The sequence below is a fragment of the Kribbella sp. NPDC004138 genome, from assembly GCF_053603655.1.
The window spans coordinates 41055-56233 of sequence record NZ_JBSGFZ010000019.1; the positions used below are offsets into that span (position 1 = coordinate 41055).

The 15179-nt window shown below is 72.3% G+C and carries 11 protein-coding genes; 2 read left to right on the forward strand and 9 right to left on the reverse strand.

The window, feature by feature from the left end:
* Nucleotides 1–26: 26 nt before the first annotated feature.
* The gene (locus tag ACWEOO_RS25665; protein ID WP_363709328.1) at nt 27–1283 is read left to right on the forward strand and encodes an MFS transporter; all 1257 of its coding nucleotides are present in this window, start codon (nt 27–29) and stop codon (nt 1281–1283) included.
* A gap of 3 nt (nt 1284–1286) precedes the next feature.
* Here ACWEOO_RS25665 and ACWEOO_RS25670 read toward each other — a convergent pair whose 3' ends face one another.
* A complete protein-coding gene (locus tag ACWEOO_RS25670) occupies nt 1287–2636 on the reverse strand; it encodes a protein kinase domain-containing protein (RefSeq protein WP_452145173.1) in 1350 nt (449 codons plus the stop codon).
* Nucleotides 2637–3177: 541 nt separating this feature from the next.
* Here ACWEOO_RS25670 and ACWEOO_RS25675 point away from each other — a divergent pair.
* Nucleotides 3178–3555 carry an NmrA family NAD(P)-binding protein gene (locus tag ACWEOO_RS25675; RefSeq protein WP_452145174.1) on the forward strand — a complete coding sequence of 126 codons (378 nt, stop codon included), beginning with the start codon at nt 3178–3180 and terminating at the stop codon, nt 3553–3555.
* On the opposite strand, the gene ACWEOO_RS25680 is transcribed toward ACWEOO_RS25675, so the two are convergent.
* From ACWEOO_RS25680 to ACWEOO_RS25715, 8 genes are all read right to left on the reverse strand, one after another.
* The gene (locus ACWEOO_RS25680; RefSeq protein WP_452145175.1) at nt 3445–5067 is read right to left on the reverse strand and encodes a PucR family transcriptional regulator; all 1623 of its coding nucleotides are present in this window, start codon (nt 5065–5067) and stop codon (nt 3445–3447) included. The two genes, ACWEOO_RS25675 and ACWEOO_RS25680, sit on opposite strands and share 111 nt — an antisense overlap.
* A gap of 94 nt (nt 5068–5161) precedes the next feature.
* Nucleotides 5162–6268, reverse strand: a complete 1107-nt coding sequence (gene menC / locus ACWEOO_RS25685) for an o-succinylbenzoate synthase (RefSeq protein WP_452145176.1) — start codon at nt 6266–6268, stop codon at nt 5162–5164.
* Entirely contained in the window at nt 6265–7140 is an 876-nt protein-coding gene (locus ACWEOO_RS25690) for a GNAT family N-acetyltransferase (protein ID WP_452145177.1), read from the reverse strand. Before ACWEOO_RS25690 ends, menC begins: the two co-directional genes overlap by 4 nt.
* Nucleotides 7137–8249, reverse strand: coding sequence for a M20 family metallopeptidase (locus ACWEOO_RS25695; RefSeq protein ID WP_452145178.1), 1113 nt, complete (start codon nt 8247–8249; stop codon nt 7137–7139). Before ACWEOO_RS25695 ends, ACWEOO_RS25690 begins: the two co-directional genes overlap by 4 nt.
* The gene (locus ACWEOO_RS25700; RefSeq protein ID WP_452145179.1) at nt 8249–11524 is read right to left on the reverse strand and encodes a serine hydrolase; all 3276 of its coding nucleotides are present in this window, start codon (nt 11522–11524) and stop codon (nt 8249–8251) included. Before ACWEOO_RS25700 ends, ACWEOO_RS25695 begins: the two co-directional genes overlap by 1 nt.
* Nucleotides 11521–12273 carry an ABC transporter ATP-binding protein gene (locus ACWEOO_RS25705; RefSeq protein ID WP_452145180.1) on the reverse strand — a complete coding sequence of 251 codons (753 nt, stop codon included), beginning with the start codon at nt 12271–12273 and terminating at the stop codon, nt 11521–11523. Before ACWEOO_RS25705 ends, ACWEOO_RS25700 begins: the two co-directional genes overlap by 4 nt.
* The gene (locus ACWEOO_RS25710) at nt 12270–14177 is read right to left on the reverse strand and encodes a dipeptide/oligopeptide/nickel ABC transporter permease/ATP-binding protein (protein ID WP_452145181.1); all 1908 of its coding nucleotides are present in this window, start codon (nt 14175–14177) and stop codon (nt 12270–12272) included. The genes ACWEOO_RS25705 and ACWEOO_RS25710 overlap by 4 nt, the downstream gene beginning before the upstream one ends.
* The gene (locus ACWEOO_RS25715; protein WP_452145182.1) at nt 14178–15176 is read right to left on the reverse strand and encodes an ABC transporter permease; all 999 of its coding nucleotides are present in this window, start codon (nt 15174–15176) and stop codon (nt 14178–14180) included. It abuts the gene before it with no gap.
* Nucleotides 15177–15179: the final 3 nt, after the last annotated feature.

The window sequence follows — 15179 nt, forward strand, 5'->3', positions numbered from 1 at the left end:
GACGCGGCGGATGCGACAACTGACGGGTGCCTGAGCTCCTCCGCGATCCCGTCGAACGGGCCCTCGCCTGCGCCGTCGCCGCCCTCTCGCTGTCCCGCGGCATGTTCTTCGCCGTCAGCGCCCTCTACTTCACCCGTGGTGTCGGACTCTCCCCGGCCACGGTCGGCATCGGGCTCACCGTCGCCGGCGGAGTCGGCGTCCTGGCGTCGTACGCCGGTGGCCGGCTGAGCGACCGGATCGGCGCCGATCGGCTGCAGCAGTGGGCTCTCGCCGCGAACGGCGCCGCCCTGCTGGGTTACGCCTTGGCCAGCGACGTCGTCAGCTTCGTCTTGGTGGCGGCCTGCGTCTCCGCGTCCCGCGGTCTGCAGAGCACCGCGCAGATGACGTTGCTCGCCCGGTGGTACGTCGGCCCGGAGCGGGTTGCTGTCCGCGCCCGGCTGCGCGTTGTGATGAATGTCGGTATCGGCATCGGGACGCTGCTCGCGGGCCTGGCGCTGGTGGTCGACACGGCCACGGCCTATCGCCTCACGGTGATGCTCGTCGGCGCGCTCACGATGCTCGGCACGCTTCCGCTGATCGGCTTGCGCCGCAGGGTTTCCGGGCTGGCCGAGCGGATGGATTCCGCGGCCGGCCCGGAAGCGCCGCGGGGTCCTTCGCCGCTGCGCGATCGGACGTACGTGACGTCGACGGTGCTCAACGCCGTACTCGCCATGCACTTCGGGCTGACGAGCATCGGCATACCGCTGTGGGTGGCGGACCATACCGAAGCCCCGACCGTCGTCGTCTCGGCGCTGCTGGTGGTCAACACCGCCTACGTCGCACTGTTCCAGGTGCGCGCGTCGCGGGGCACCCAGGACCTGCGCACGGCGGGGCGATCGGTCCGCCGGGCCGGGTTGCTGCTGCTCGTCGCCTGCGTGTTGTTCGCCGTCGCGGGTCATCTCGGTGCCGCCGCCGCGACCGCGGTGCTACTGCTGGCCGCCCTCGCCTCCTCGGCAGCCGAGACCCGCGGCGAAGCCGGCAGTTGGGGCATGGCGTTCGAACTCGCCGATCCGGCCCGCGCCGGCGCCTATCAGGGCCTCAGCCAGACCGGACTCGCACTCGCGCTGATGCTCGGCCCGGCGGTCGTCACCACGACCGGCGTCGACCATGGCACACCGGGCTGGCTGGTCCTCGGCGCGATCTTCGCCCTCACCGGCACAGCGACCGCAGTCCTCGCGAACCACGCCGCCAAGCATCGGTCCCTGCTGGTGGACCAGCCCGCGTCGGCGACCAGGGTCTCGTGAGCGCTACGGCGTAGGGGTGGCCGACGGGGGCGGCGTGCTCGTCGCCTTCGGAGTCGGCGAGGGGCTCGGCGGGGTCGAGGTGGGAGTCGACGACGGCGTGGGCGACGAAGACGACTTCGTCGGGGTCGGCGACGCCGAGGGGGTCGGGCTCGGCGAGGAGGACGGTGTCGGGCTCGAGGCAGTGGGAGTCGGGGTGGGACTCGGGGTGTCCGACGGCGTAGCGGTTGGAGTGGTCCGCGTCGTCCTTCCGGCCTCGGAAGCCCGGGTACTTGCCGTCGTCGGGTCGCTGGTCGTCGCCGAGGCCGTCGGGGTGGCAGCCGGCGTGCTCGGCCGCGGCCCGACGTCAACGGTCGGTGGCAGGTCGTTCCCGGTGTTGCGCAGGACGACGCCCGCCGCGATCGCGCCGGCGAGGACCAGCACGGCAGCGGCCGCGATGAGCAGGGGCTTCCGGCGGCCGGAAGGCTCGACAAACGGCTCGGCCACCGGCGGGGCGACAGATTCGGGAGGTGGTCCCACGGGCGGCTCGGCGACGAGCGGGACGGTGGGGAACGACTCGGCCGCGAGTGACATGACGGTGAGCTGTTCGGCCGTCGGACGGTCCTCGGGCGCCTTGGCCAGCATCCGCAGCAGTACGCCGTCGTACGGGCCGGCGAGCTCCGGGCGCAGCTGAGCCGGCGGGACCGGCGGCGTGTCGACGTGCTGGTAGAGCACCGCGGTCGGGTGGTCGCCGACGAACGGCGGGCGACCGGTGACCAGCTGGTACAGCACGCAGCCCAGCGCGTACACGTCCGACTCCGGTCCGCCCTGCAGTCCCCTGGCGCGCTCGGGGGCGAGGTAGTGCGGGCTGCCGAGGATCTCGCCGGTGACCGTCAGTTCCTGGGTCTCGGCTCCCGGCAGGTGGGCGATCCCGAAGTCCGCGACCTTCACGGTGCCGTCGGCCGCGACCAGCAGGTTGCTCGGCTTGATGTCGCGGTGGACGACGTTCTGCGCGTGCGCCGCCGCGAGGCCCACGGCGGCCTGCTCGACGATCGTGATCGCGCGCTCCCAGGACAGCGAACCACTCTCGGCCAGCTCGGCCGCGACCGACCGGCCCTCGACGAGCTCCATCACCAGGTAGAAGGTGTCGTCGTGCTGCCCGAAGTCGTAGACGGCCACGATGTGCGGATCGGTCAGCCGCGCGGCGGCCCGCGCCTCCCGCTGGAACCGCTCCACCGCCGAGGTGTTCTCGACCGACCGGAGCATCAGCTTGACCGCGACCGCACGCCCCAGCGTCTCGTCCGTCGCCCGGTAGACCTCCCCCATACCGCCCCGCCCCAAGGACGCGCCCAACCGGTACCGCTCCGCGATCAGCATCCGACTCCCGTACCCATGCCACTCCACCAGCAACCGCCCACAACCGCCCGAACCACCAAACCTCCAGAGTATCCCCCGCTCCAACGCGCACTCAGCCTGAATCGGTGGACGAGTCGGCAATACAGGCGGCGGACACGCCTCCCCCGCCGGAGATCTTTTCAGGGGGTTCACCTCTGAAGGTGTCGGTTCACCTCCTGCACACCGTGGGCGAAGGGGCGAGTTGGCAGGTGAACCTCCCACAACGCGAGCCGGGCGATCGGGGGTGTTGGGCATTCCGGTCCCGCGGTGGCCGCGCACCCGGGTCGGCTCCGAAAGTTCGTCAGGGCCAGGCCGCGCGGACGACCCGGTGTGTCTGCGGCGTGTCGGCGTCCCTGCGTGCAAGCTCGACAGGTAGTGCACCGCGGGACGGCGTACGCCTAGCGCTGAGGTGCACTGGGTAAGGTCCGGCAGGTCCTGTCCAGAGTGCACATCCACCCCGCCCGGACACCCGCCCCGGCGTACCCCCATCGCGGAACCGCCGCTACGACTTAGCCTGGCTGGAGTGGGGGCGCGCGGCGTGGACGGGGACAGCGCGGCACTGGGGGCGACCGGACGTCAGGGAGGCGCGGTCGCGCGGCATCTGCCGGCCGCGGGCCGGCCGGTGCTCGCGCTCACCCGCGACCCGGAGTCGCTCGCGACCAGAGCGTTGCGATCCGCGGGCGCGAGCGTCGCCCGATGCGAAATGGACGACGCGGAATCACTACACCGCGTGTTCGCCGGAGCGCACGGCGTCTACAGCGTGCAGAACCCGATGATCGCCGGGGGCGAGTTATTCCGGGCGCGGGCGGTGCGGGACAAGGACGCGGAGCTGGAGTTGGAGGCCGAAGCGGGTGTTGGGGTCGTCCAGGTCGAGGTCGCCGACCTCGACGGCTCGGCGTAGGCGGTAGCGGAAGGTGTTCGCGGGCACGTGCAACGCGTCGGAGGCGATCGCGACGTCTCCGAACGCGTCCAGCCAGGCCTGCAGGGTCTCGACGAGGTTGCTCCGGTGCCGCTCGTCGTAGCGGATCAGTCGTTCCAGCGCCTCGCCCGGACGGTCACCGCGGGCCGCGGCCAGATCGCGCAGCTCGAGCACGAGCGATTCGACTTGTACGTCGGCCAGCCGGGCGATCCGCGGCGCGCCGCGCCGCTCCCGGAGCACCCGCAGGGCGCGGTCCGCACCCGCGCGCGCCTGAACGATGCCGGCCAGGTCGCGGCCGGCGGGCCCGAGCCCGACGATCGGGCACATCCGGTCGCCGACCCGGTGCAGGAAGTCGGTCGCGATGCGGACGACGCTGTCCTCGGTCGCCGGGACCAGGCCGTAGATCACGCCACCGACGAGCGCAGCCGCGGACCGCGGCTGCACCGCGCCCAGATGGACGGCGAGCGCGTCGCCGACCCGTTCGAGTTCCTGCGCGACGATCGCGCCGTCGGCGGCGGACTCGCGGAGCGCTACCGCGAGGACGACCAGCGACCGGCCGGCCAGCCCCAGCCGTTCGAGAGCGTCGCGCGCACCCGCACCGCCTTCGAGGGCCGAGCTGAGCAGATCCGCCCGGAGACGCCGCTGTACGTCGGCCCCCGCACGCACCCGCAACAGGTGCAGGGCAACGAGCTTCACGGCCTCCGTCAGGGCCTCGGTCCGCTCCTCGCTGAGCGGCTCGGGCACCGCCGCCCAGATCGAGCCGAGGAACTGGTCACCGGCGCGGACCGCGATCGCCACCCGGAGCATCGTCAGCCCGGAGCGGCGGTCCGGCAGCGGCTCGATGTACACCGGCCCGTCGCTGCGGTGCAGCTCGCGGAACACACCCCGCTCGGACAGCATCCGGGAGAACCGTTCCGGAACCTGCCGGCCGAGGATGGTCTCGACGCGGGACGCGTCGGCCTCGTCCTGGCGGCCGGAGAAGGCCAGCACGCGGGAGTTACGGTCCTCGATCGTGATCGGTGCGTCGAGCAGCGCGGCGACGGCGTTGGCGACCGCGAACAGGTCGCCGGACGGGAGCCCGCCGAGCGACTCGGGCTCCGCGACGCCGACATCGCCCTCGGCCAGCAACGAGCGGAGCATCGCGGCGAGGTGCGCCCACGGGACACCGCGGCTGAGGCCCAGCAGCGCGACGTTCGCCGCGTCCGCGGCCGCCCTGACCGCAGGCGTCAACGGCACCGGCGCCCGCAGGACGAGTGCCGCGGCCGCACCACGCCGAAGACTCCCCAGCAGCTCGGCGATCCGCTCCGGATCGTCCAGGCCGACGCCGAGGATCAGTGCGTACGGCGGCAGCGGCGGAGCGTCGACCGGGTCATGGATGACCACGCCGCCGATGCCGGCGGCGGGCTCGGTGTCGCCGTGCACCAGGTCGAGCAGGGTCGCCCCGAGATCGTCGACGATCCGGGACAGACTGGCCCGTGGGCGGCTCGAGCTCATCGCGGAGAGCACCTCCCGAAGGTAGGCGCGGACACACTCAGAGTACTTCGTCCGGGCGGACAAGATCCAGCACGAAACCTGTCCGCCCGGACAACTACACCGTCAGCCACTCGACGCCGGTGGTGACCTCGTCCAGCAACTCGGGCACGGGCGACACCCCCGATCCCGGCCCCGTCGGTACGGCGAGCTGTCCGTCCGCCAGCACGAACGGCTCGGTGATGTCCGTGCGGTAGTAGCGATCGGACGCCGACGTGTCGCCCGGCAGGACGAACCCGGGCAGCGCGGCCAGCGCGACGTTCGCGGCCCGGCCGATGCCGGTCTCCAGCATCCCGCCGCACCACACCGGCACGCCGTGCGCGACGCACACGTCGTGGATCCGGCGGGCCTCCAGGTAGCCGCCGACGCGGCCGGGCTTGATGTTCACCACCTGGCAGGCACCCAGCCGGATCGCCGCGGCGGCCGATCGCGCGGACGTGATCGATTCGTCCAGACAGACCGGCGTCTCGATCAGCCGCGCCAGTTCGGCGTGGCCCAGCACGTCCTCCTCGTCCAGCGGCTGCTCGATCAGCAGGAGCCCGAACGGGTCCAGCCGGGCCAGGTGCCGCGCATCGGCCAGCGTGTACGCCGTGTTCGCGTCGACCTGCAGCAGGACGTCGTCGCCGTACCGCTCGCGCACCGCCCGGACCGGCTCGACGTCCCACCCCGGTTCGATCTTGAGCTTGATCCGCAGGTAGCCCTCGTCCAGGTAGTTGCCGACCGCATCGAGCAGGGCCGGGAGGCTGTCCATGATCCCGACCGATACCCCGCACGGCACCCGGTCGTGCACCGCGCCGAGCTCGCGCGCGAACGAGCGCCCTTCGGCCCGCAGTTCGGCATCGAGCACGGCGGTCTCGAGCGCGGCCTTCGCCATCCGGTGCCCGCGGTACGGCGTCAGCACCGTGGCGACCGCGTGCGCATCGATCGGGCCGGCCGCCGCCAGCGCGGGCACCAGGAACCGCCGCAGTACGTCGGCAGCGCCGTCGACGTACTCCGACGAGTACAGCGGATCGCTCATCGCCGCGCACTCGCCCCAGCCCTCGGACTCGTCGGTGACGACCCGCAGCAGCAGGACGTCACGGGTGGTCTGGGTGCCGAACGACGTACGGAACGGAGCGACGAGCGGCATCGAGACGTGCCGCAGTTCAACACCGGTCAGCTTCACTGTTCTCTCCTCACCACGTACCAACCTGCTCGGTCGAAGCCGGTGATCCGCCCGCCGTCCGCCAGCAGTACGCCGAGCGTGTCGCGCACCGCGGTCCGCCACTGCCGGGCGAGCGCCGGCTCGCGCACCCGCAGGGCCTCGACGTCGGACGGCACCGCGACCAGGCACGTGGCCTCACCCGCCGGACCCACGACCGGCGCGCCGGCCGCAGAGATGCCGAGGGCAACGACCGCCGCGCTGGTGCCGACGGCGACAGGTGTGCCGTCGCAGGCTGCCATGACCGCCGGATCGGCCAGACGCCAACGGACCAGCAGCCGGTCGGAGTCGTCGCCGCCGTTGATCGCGTCGGTCATCGCGCCGTAGAAGTTCGGCAGGTACTCGTCGGCCTGGGCGCCGAGCTTCACCAGGTTGAAGTAGGCGTTGCGCCTGATCAGCGGGTCGAACGTCCAGGCCACCTCCGAGACGCCGCGCCGCAGCGCCCAGGCCCGCTGGTGCAGCTTGAGCGCGAAGCCCACACCACGCCCGATGCCGTCCCGGGACACCCCGGCGATGTGACTGTGCAGGGCGTCCTCGGCGGGGGCGTGGAAGAAGCCGACGCAGGCGCCGACCAGCCGGCCGCCGGCGAACGCGCCGCCGACGTAATTCCCGGCCTTGGTCAACGCGCGCAACAGCTCGACGGTGACCTGGGGGTTGGTGCCGTTGCCCCAGATCGCGCCGTACAGCCGCACGACGCCCTCCAGCTCGGTCAGGTCCCAGATCTCGCGGACCACCACTCCCGCGCTCAGCGCCGCCGCCTCCGCGGCGGCCGTCGCGCGGTCCTGGACCGGGTCGGCCAGGACCCGCAGCCCGCCCTGGTCTTCAGCTCTTGTCATCGTCGCCCCGTGCCAGTAGTCGTCAGGTGCCGGATCGGATCGGTCAGCAGGTCCGCGACGAGCGCGCGCAGGAGCTCGGTCCGTGCCGCGAGCGGTTCGATCAGGACGTGCTCGTCGTCGGCGTGTGCACCGCCGCCGACCGCGCCGAGTCCGTCGAGCGTCGGTGTCCCGGCGCCGGCCGTGAAGTTGCCGTCCGACGCGCCGCCGACCGCGGCCGTTGCCGGTGCCGGCATCCCGAGCCGGGCCGCGACGGCGCGGATCCGTTCGAGAAGTACGGCGGACGACTCCAGCGGCGGCCTGTTCGGCCCGCCACCGATCTCGATGGCGGCGCCCGGGAGCATCGGTCGTAGCGCACGCATCGCTGCGTCGACGCGATCCTGCTCGGCGGTCGTCCGGGCTCGTACGTCCACCGCGAACGATCCGCCGGCCGGGACCGTGTTGGTCGTCGTACCGGCGCGGGAGCTTGTCGGCGTGACCGACGTGCCGAGTTCCGGTGCGCCGAGTGCGTGCACGGCGAGTGCCTGGTGCGCGAGCTCCAGGGTCGCGTTGATCCCGCGCTCCGGTTCGAGTCCCGCGTGGGCAGCGCGGCCGGTGATGCGTACGTCGTACAGCGACACGCCCTTGCGCTCGGTCTTGAGCGCGCCGCCGTCAGCGGAGGCCTCGAGCACCAAGGCGGCCTCCGCGACCCGGGCCTCGTCCTCGATCAGCGATCGCGACGACGGCGAGCCGAGCTCCTCGTCGCCGGTGACGAGCAGCGTGACGCCGTCCTGTCCGGCGGCGGCGTGGAAGGCCATCGCGAGTCCGGCCTTCATGTCGAAGCAGCCCGGCCCGCGCAGGACGCCGCCCTCGACCGAGTACGGGCGAGTCGCCAGTGACCCCAGCGGCCACACCGTGTCGTGATGGCCGAGCAGGAGGACACGCGGCCGCTCGCCGAGCCGCCAGCGCAGATGGGTGCGGCCGTCCAGCACGATCCGCTCGGGCTCGGCCCCGAGCCGGGCCGTACCGATCCGCGCCACCATCGCGGCGGAGCGGGCGACCGCGGACAGGTCGGCCGACGGCGACTCGCACTCAACCAGGGCCTGGATGTCCGCCAGGAGGTCGGTCGGCATCACTTCACCCGCGGCGTCGCCCGCACCCCGAAGTGGACGTACTGTTCGCCGGTCGGCAGCTCGTAGAAGGTCACCGGCGCCCAGGTCTCGGCCTCCGGCGGCTTGACCAGGAACTGCTTCGGCCCGAACGCCACCATCGGGTATTCCTCCACCGGGTCGGGCACGAGCTCGGCGAGCGGACCGGTCAGGATCGTCCGCAGCAGCGGCCCGTCGGCCGTCGCCTCGACCTCCATCCGGACCGACGCGCGCTCGTAGGCTCCGACGTACGGCGTGACGTCCACCTCGACCGGCTCCGCGGGCGGAGTCACCGGCGCCGGCATCGCCAGACCGGCCAGCTCGGCGAAGATCTCGCGGTACAGGTCTTCATACAGATCGCGGGTGTTGCCGCCGTTCGTCAGCAACGTGACGGCAAGTCCTTGCGACGGCAGGACCCGCAGGAACGCGGCCTGGCCGAGCGTGTTGCCGTCGTGGCCGTACAACCGCTGGCCGTCCCAGCCGAAACGGATCCAGCCCAGTCCCCACGAGTCGCCGAGAACGTGCTTGTCCGGCAGGTCGGCCTGGTGCTCGGTCATCGCGGTCGCAGTGGCTTCGGCGAGCAGCCGCTGCCCGTCGGGCGTCGTACCGCCGGCCAGATGCAAGCGAGCGAATGCCAGGACGTCGGACACCGTCGACGTGACGAGTCCCGCGGGTCCGACCGACCGCGGCAGTCCCCAGACCCGGACGGGCTGCTGCTTCCCGTCCCGCTCCTCATGACCGACCGCCGCTGCGAACACCAGAGCTTCCTCCGGCAGCGTCGTCGTGTGAGTCAGGCCGAGCGGTGTGAACAGACGCTCGCGCATCGCCTGGTCCCAGGTCTTGCCGGTGACCTTCTCGATCACACGGCCGAGCAGCGAGTAGCCCGAGTTGCAGTACGACCAGGTCGCGCCGAGCGGATGGTTCTGCGCCGCGTCGGCCAGCAGATCGACGTACTTCTCCAGGCAGTCGTCACCGCGGCCGGTGTCGGTGAAGATGTCGCCGTCGATCCCGCTGGTGTGGGTGAGCAGGTGCCGTAGCGTGACGGCCTTGGTCACGTCCGGGTCCTTCAGCCGCAGCTCCGGCAGCACCTCCACGAGCGGAGCGTCGAGGTCGAGCAGTCCCTCGTCGACCAGCTGCATCGCGACGGTCGCGGTCCAGACCTTGGTGATCGAACCGATCTGGAACACCGACTCGCCCGTCACCGGAGTGCCCGTGTTCAGGTTGAGTACGCCGTACGACGCCTCGACCTGCTCGTCCGCGCGAAGGATGCCGAGCTGCGCGCCCGGCACGTGGTGCCGTTCCGCCAGCCGGGCCAGCCGCTTCTGCCAGTGCGCAACGTCGATGCGCGGGCGGCCCGAGCGGACGGCGTGCTGCTCGACCCACTCGACGATCCGGCGGTTGTAGTCGAGCCGCTGCGACGGCGGGCCGGTCAGGATGAACGCGTGTGACGCCTCCGGGTACAGGACCAACCGTGTCGGTACGCCGAGCTCACGCAGCGCGGTGTGCCACTGCTGCGCCTGCCCGACCGGGCACCTGAGATCATCCGCGCCGTGCAGGATCAGCGTCGGGGTGCGGACGGCCGCCACGCTCGCGATCGGCGACATCGCGGCGTACCGCTCGGGTTGCGTCCAAGGCAGGCCGCCGAGTTCGTGGGCGCTGAGGAAGTGCCCGTCGTCAGAGGTCCCGGCCATGCTGACCAGGTCGCTGACCACCCCGCCGGCCACCGCGGCGGCGAACCGGTCGTCGTGCGCGGTCAGCCAGCACGTCATGAAACCCCCGTAGCTGTAGCCCGCGACAGCCAACCGGTCCGGGTCCGCCAGCCCGTCCGCGACCAGCTGGTCCAGCGGCTCGAGAAAGTCCTTGCTGTCGGCAACACCCCAGGCGCCCACCGCTCCGTCGAAGAAGGCCTCGCCGTATCCGTCGCTGCCGCGCGGGTTGACGAGCAGCACGGTCCACCCGCGCGCCGCAAGCTCCTGGTGGTACAGGTGCACCTCGTCGGCGGCCCCGTTCCACGCGTTGTGCGGGCCACCGTGGATGTCGAGCAGCACCGGCGTGGGACCGGAGCGGTCCGGATCACGCACCAGCCAGGCTTGTACCTGCGTCCCGTCCGAGATCGTGAAGGTCCGCTCCTCGCGGGGGAACAGCTGTACGCCGTTCAGGGCGGATCCGTGCTCGGTCAGCACGGTCGAGGCGCCGGTGGACAGGTCGACGACCGCGATCTCGCCGTACGACGTGCTGCCGGCGAGCGTGATCGCGGCGTTGCCAGCGGCAACGGACAGGCCGCCGACCACACGGTCGTCACCGGCCAGGACCGGACGTGCGCCGGTACCGTCGAGGGCGACGGACCACAAGCTCGTGCAGCCGCGGTCGCGGACGCAGAAGTAGATCCGGCCGTCATGCTCCTGCGGCCGCCCGCCCGGGTACGCGGTCGCACCCGGCATCACGTTGCGATCAAGCGATCCGGACAGCTCGACAATCTCCCCGCCGTCCAGCGGAACGAGCAGCAACCGCAGGTGGCCCTTCGGTTCTCCCGGCCAGCCGATGACGAGCAACGCGCTGCCGTCCGCGGTGTAGTCGACGGTCGCCGCGAGACCGCCCGTGAGCGCGACTGCGCGTGGCTCGGCCTTCGGGTCGTCGACAGCGAGCAGGTGTACGGCGGTCCGGGACCGCAGATCGCTGTCGTCGCCGACGCGCCGGGTGAAGGCGAGCGTCGTACCGTCGGGCGACCACACGGGTTGTCCCGCGCTCTCCGAGTCGTCCGTGAGCCGGCGTACGTCGCGCGTCGCGACATCGAGAACGTGCAGTTGGCTGCGCACGGCTCCGTACCGGCCGGCGCCATCGGCCTGGTAATCGACGCGATCCGCGACCAGCGGACCGCTCGTGCCGTCGTCGACCGGCGCGCTGAACGCCACTCGCCGGCCATCCGGGCTCCACACCGGCACACCCGCGCCGAGGGACAGATCGGTCAGCGTCTCCGCTTCGCCGCCGTCGGCGGTGAGTACGGCGAGCTGTCCGTCCCGTACGAACGCGACGCACGTGCCGTCCGGTGACCAGGCGGGTGCGACGTCCTTCGGGCCCGCGGTCAGGCGCCGGGCTGGACCGCCGTCGGTCGCCGCGAGCCACAGCTGGTCGACGTTGCGGTCGAGGTCGGCGTCCAGAGTCCTCACTACGTAAGCGATCCGCGTACCGTCCGGGGACAGCGCCGGCTGGGACGGGACCACGAGATCGGTCAGGTCGTCGATACGCATCCGTCGGGTCATGAGGTACTCCTGTCGGTCGGGGCCGTGGGCCCGGGGACGGCGGCGAGCAGCTCGCGGGTGTAGTCGTCGCGAGGCTCGGCCAGGACGCGGTCGGTCGGTCCCTGCTCGACGATCCGGCCGCGGTACATCACCGCGAGCCGCGTCGACACGTAGCGGACAACCGCGAGGTTGTGCGAGATGAAGAGGATGGACAGACCGAGCTCGCGCTGGAGCTCGCGCACCAGGTTGAGCACGGCGCCCTGGATCGAGACGTCCAGGGCGGAGGTGATCTCGTCGGCGATCACCACCCGCGGCCGGCCGGCCAGGGCCCGCGCCAGCGCCACCCGCTGGCGCTGACCACCGGACAACTGCGACGGGTAGGACGCGGCTTGGGCGGGGTCGAGGTGCACGAGCCCGAGCAGCCGCTCGACCTCGGCCCGGCGTTCGGCGCGCGCCCCGCCCGGCGGGACGACCTCCGCGACGCTCTCACCGATCCGCATCCGTGGATCCAGCGAGGAGTACGGATCCTGGAACACCATCTGCAACGGGCGCTGCCGGCCCCGCGTTGGCACCGGCCGGCCGTCCAGCAGGATCTGTCCGCCGTCCAGGGGCGCGAGTCCCACCGCGGCCCGGGCCAAGGTGGACTTGCCGGATCCCGACTCGCCGACCAGACCGACGATCTGACCGGCCGGAACTGTCAGGCTGACACCGTCGACGGCCGTGGTCCGGCCGTAGCTGACCCGCACGTCGTCGAAGCGCAACTCGCTCACGGAGCCTCCACCAGCTCGTCGCGGGACGATTCGACCGCGATCGTCTCGCCCGCATGCCAGCAGGCGACCCGGCGTCCCGCGCCGTCGGTCGACAGCGGCGGATCCTCGGCCCGGCAACGCTCGTCGGCCAGCGGGCAGCGGGCAGCGAACGCACAGCCCGGCGGAAACTCCGCGGGCGCGACCGGCCGGCCGGGAATCACGGCCAGCGGCTGATCGAGGTCGGTGTCCAGATCGGGGACGGCGGCCACCAGAGCACGCGTGTACGGATGCCGCGCCCCGCTCGTCAGTTCGTGCGCGGGCAGGTCCTCCACGATCCGGCCGGCGTACATCACGAGCACGCGGTCGCACACCTCGCGGACGACGGTGACGTCGTGACTGATCAGGACCAGCGCGACGTCGTCGGCCTGCCGGATCGCGTCGAGCAGCTCGAGGATCTGCCGTTGCACGGTGACGTCCAGCGCCGTGGTCGGCTCGTCGGCGACGATCAGCGCGGGCGTACTCATCAGCCCCAGACCGATCATCGCGCGCTGCCGCATCCCGCCGGAGAACTCGTGCGGGTACTGCCGGATCCGTTGCTCGGCTGCGGGGATCCGCACCGCCCGCAGCCGGTCCGCCGCGCGGGCCAGCGCCGCGCGTCGGCCCAGCCCCTGGTGGTAGCGGGCCACCTCGGCCAGTTGGCCGCCGATCCGTTGCGTCGGGTTGAACGACGTCATCGGGTCCTGGAACACCATCGCCAACGAGGTCCCCAGCAACCGCTGCCGCGCTTTGGTGTCGGGGCCGCGCAGGTCGGTCCCGAGGAACTCGACCCGCTCGGCGTCGACCTGCCCCGGGGCGTCGATCAGCCGCGAGACCGCCAGCGCGGTGAGGGACTTGCCGGAGCCCGACTCCCCCACCACGCCGAGCGCCTCACCCCGTCGTACGGCGAAGGACACCCCACGCACCGGGCGGATCTCGCCGGCCGGAGTTGGGAAACGCACCGAGAGGTCGCGGACGTCCAGCACAACGTCCGGGACCGGTTCGTCCTGTGCAGCTCGGGCCTCGGGTACGGCCCGTGGGATCGCACCGCGGACGGCGCCGAGGCGGGTGACGCCGAGGCCCTTGGCCACGGTCTCGCCGAACAGGTTGAACGCCAGCCCGGCGAGCAGTACGGCGGCACCGGGCGCCAGCGCGGCCGCCGGGTTCACGTAGATCGCGCCGATCCCGTCGTACAGCAGCCGGCCCCAGTCGTACGCCGGCGGCTGCACGCCGAGGCCCAGGAACGACAGGCCCGCGAAGGCCAGCAGCGCGCCGCCCGCGCCGAGCGTGGCGTTGACGACCAGCGGTTCGGCGATGTTCGGCAGCACGTGCCGGAACAGGATGCGGATCCGGCCGACCCCGGCGATCCGGGCGGCGGCGATGAAGTCGCGCGCGGCGAGACCGGCGACCAGCGTCTGCGTCAGCCGGGCGAACACCGGCGCCCCGGCCAGCCCGATCGCCAGCACGGCTCCGGTCGCGCCGACGCCGAAGATCACGGCGAAGAACAGCGCGAGCAGCAGTCCCGGGAAGGCGACCGCGACGTTGACGGCGCCGGTCACGAGCCGGCCGAGCCGGCGCCCCAGCAGGAAGGGCGCGGTGCCGAGCAGCAGGCCCACCGCGATCGCGATCGCGGTGGCGGCGAGCGCGAGCTCGACGGACAGCCGCCCCGCCACCAGGACGCGGTAGAAGATGTCCCGGCCGAGGTTGTCGGTCCCGGTCCAGTGCTCGGCCGACGGTCCGGCCAGGATGTTGCCGGTGTCGACCGCGCTCGCCCGGCCCGACCAGATCACCGGCCCGAGAACGGCCAGGAGCAGCACCGCGACCACCAGGGCCGTCGCGGTGAGTCCGAGCGGGGTCCGGAGTACGCCGATCCATCGTCGCCGCTGCATTCAGTCCTCCCGGATGATCGAGCGCGGGTCGAGCAGGGCGAGGGCGACGTCGACGACGGTGTTCGCGGCCAGCACGCCGACGCCGTACACGAGGACGATGCCCTGGACGACGGGATAGTCCTTGTCGAGGATCGACTGCACAATCGTCATCCCCAGGCCCGGCCAGCTGAAGACGTTCTCGATCAGCACGGTCCCGGCGACCATCGAGCTGAGGATCAGCGCACCGAGGGTGAGCGCGGCCGTCGCCGCGTTCGGCAGTGCGTGCCGCAGATAGACCACGCGGGCCGGCAGCCGTTTCGCGCGGGCGGTGCGGATGAAGTCGGCGTCGAGCACGCTGACCAGCTCGACGCGCAGGATCCGCGCCAGGATCGCCGCCGGGCCGAGCGCGAGACACAGCACCGGAAGAACGTAGGCGGCCGGCGACTGGTTGCCCGCGACCGGCAGCCAGCTCAGGCTGACACCGAAGACGAAGACCAGGCCGACCCCGATCAGGAAGTCCGGGATGATGCCGAGGATCACGCTGCCGGCGGTGAACGCGAGCTCGGTCCGCCGGCCCCGGCCGCCGCGGGTCAGCACGCCGACCACGACACCGACCGGGAGCGCGATCGTCACCGCGAGGACGAACGCGAGGACGGCCAGAGCCAGCGTCGCCGGGAGCCGCTGGGCGATCACGTCGGACACCGGCAGCTGCGACACGAGCGAGCTGCCCAGATCGCCGCTGAACAGCCGCTCGAGGTAGGCGCCGTACTGCCGCCACAGCGGGTCGTCGAGGCCGAGCGCCGCCCGCTTGGCCGCCACCAGCTCGGCCGGTGCGGTCGGTCCGAGCGCGGCCCGGACCGGGTCACCCGGGATCAGGTGGATCATCAGGAACGAGGCCGTCACCACCACCCACAGCGAGACGAGCAGGCGGCCCACCCGCCGTACCCCGAAGCGCACCCAGTCGTGCGCCCACAACCCTTGCCGTACGGCGATCCCGGGCGCCGGATCCGTGGTCGTCATGTG

What these genes read in the sequence shown, in the direction of transcription:
- ACWEOO_RS25700 (WP_452145179.1), bottom strand. Translation starts at nt 11,524, where the DNA reads ATGACCCGACGGATGCGTATCGACGACCTGACCGATCTCGTGGTCCCG.
- ACWEOO_RS25715 (WP_452145182.1), bottom strand. Translation starts at nt 15,176, where the DNA reads ATGACGACCACGGATCCGGCGCCCGGGATCGCCGTACGGCAAGGGTTG.
- ACWEOO_RS25710 (WP_452145181.1), bottom strand. Translation starts at nt 14,177, where the DNA reads ATGCAGCGGCGACGATGGATCGGCGTACTCCGGACCCCGCTCGGACTC.
- ACWEOO_RS25680 (WP_452145175.1), bottom strand. Translation starts at nt 5,067, where the DNA reads ATGAGCTCGAGCCGCCCACGGGCCAGTCTGTCCCGGATCGTCGACGAT.
- ACWEOO_RS25695 (WP_452145178.1), bottom strand. Translation starts at nt 8,249, where the DNA reads ATGCCGACCGACCTCCTGGCGGACATCCAGGCCCTGGTTGAGTGCGAG.
- ACWEOO_RS25690 (WP_452145177.1), bottom strand. Translation starts at nt 7,140, where the DNA reads ATGACAAGAGCTGAAGACCAGGGCGGGCTGCGGGTCCTGGCCGACCCG.
- ACWEOO_RS25670 (WP_452145173.1), bottom strand. Translation starts at nt 2,636, where the DNA reads ATGCTGATCGCGGAGCGGTACCGGTTGGGCGCGTCCTTGGGGCGGGGC.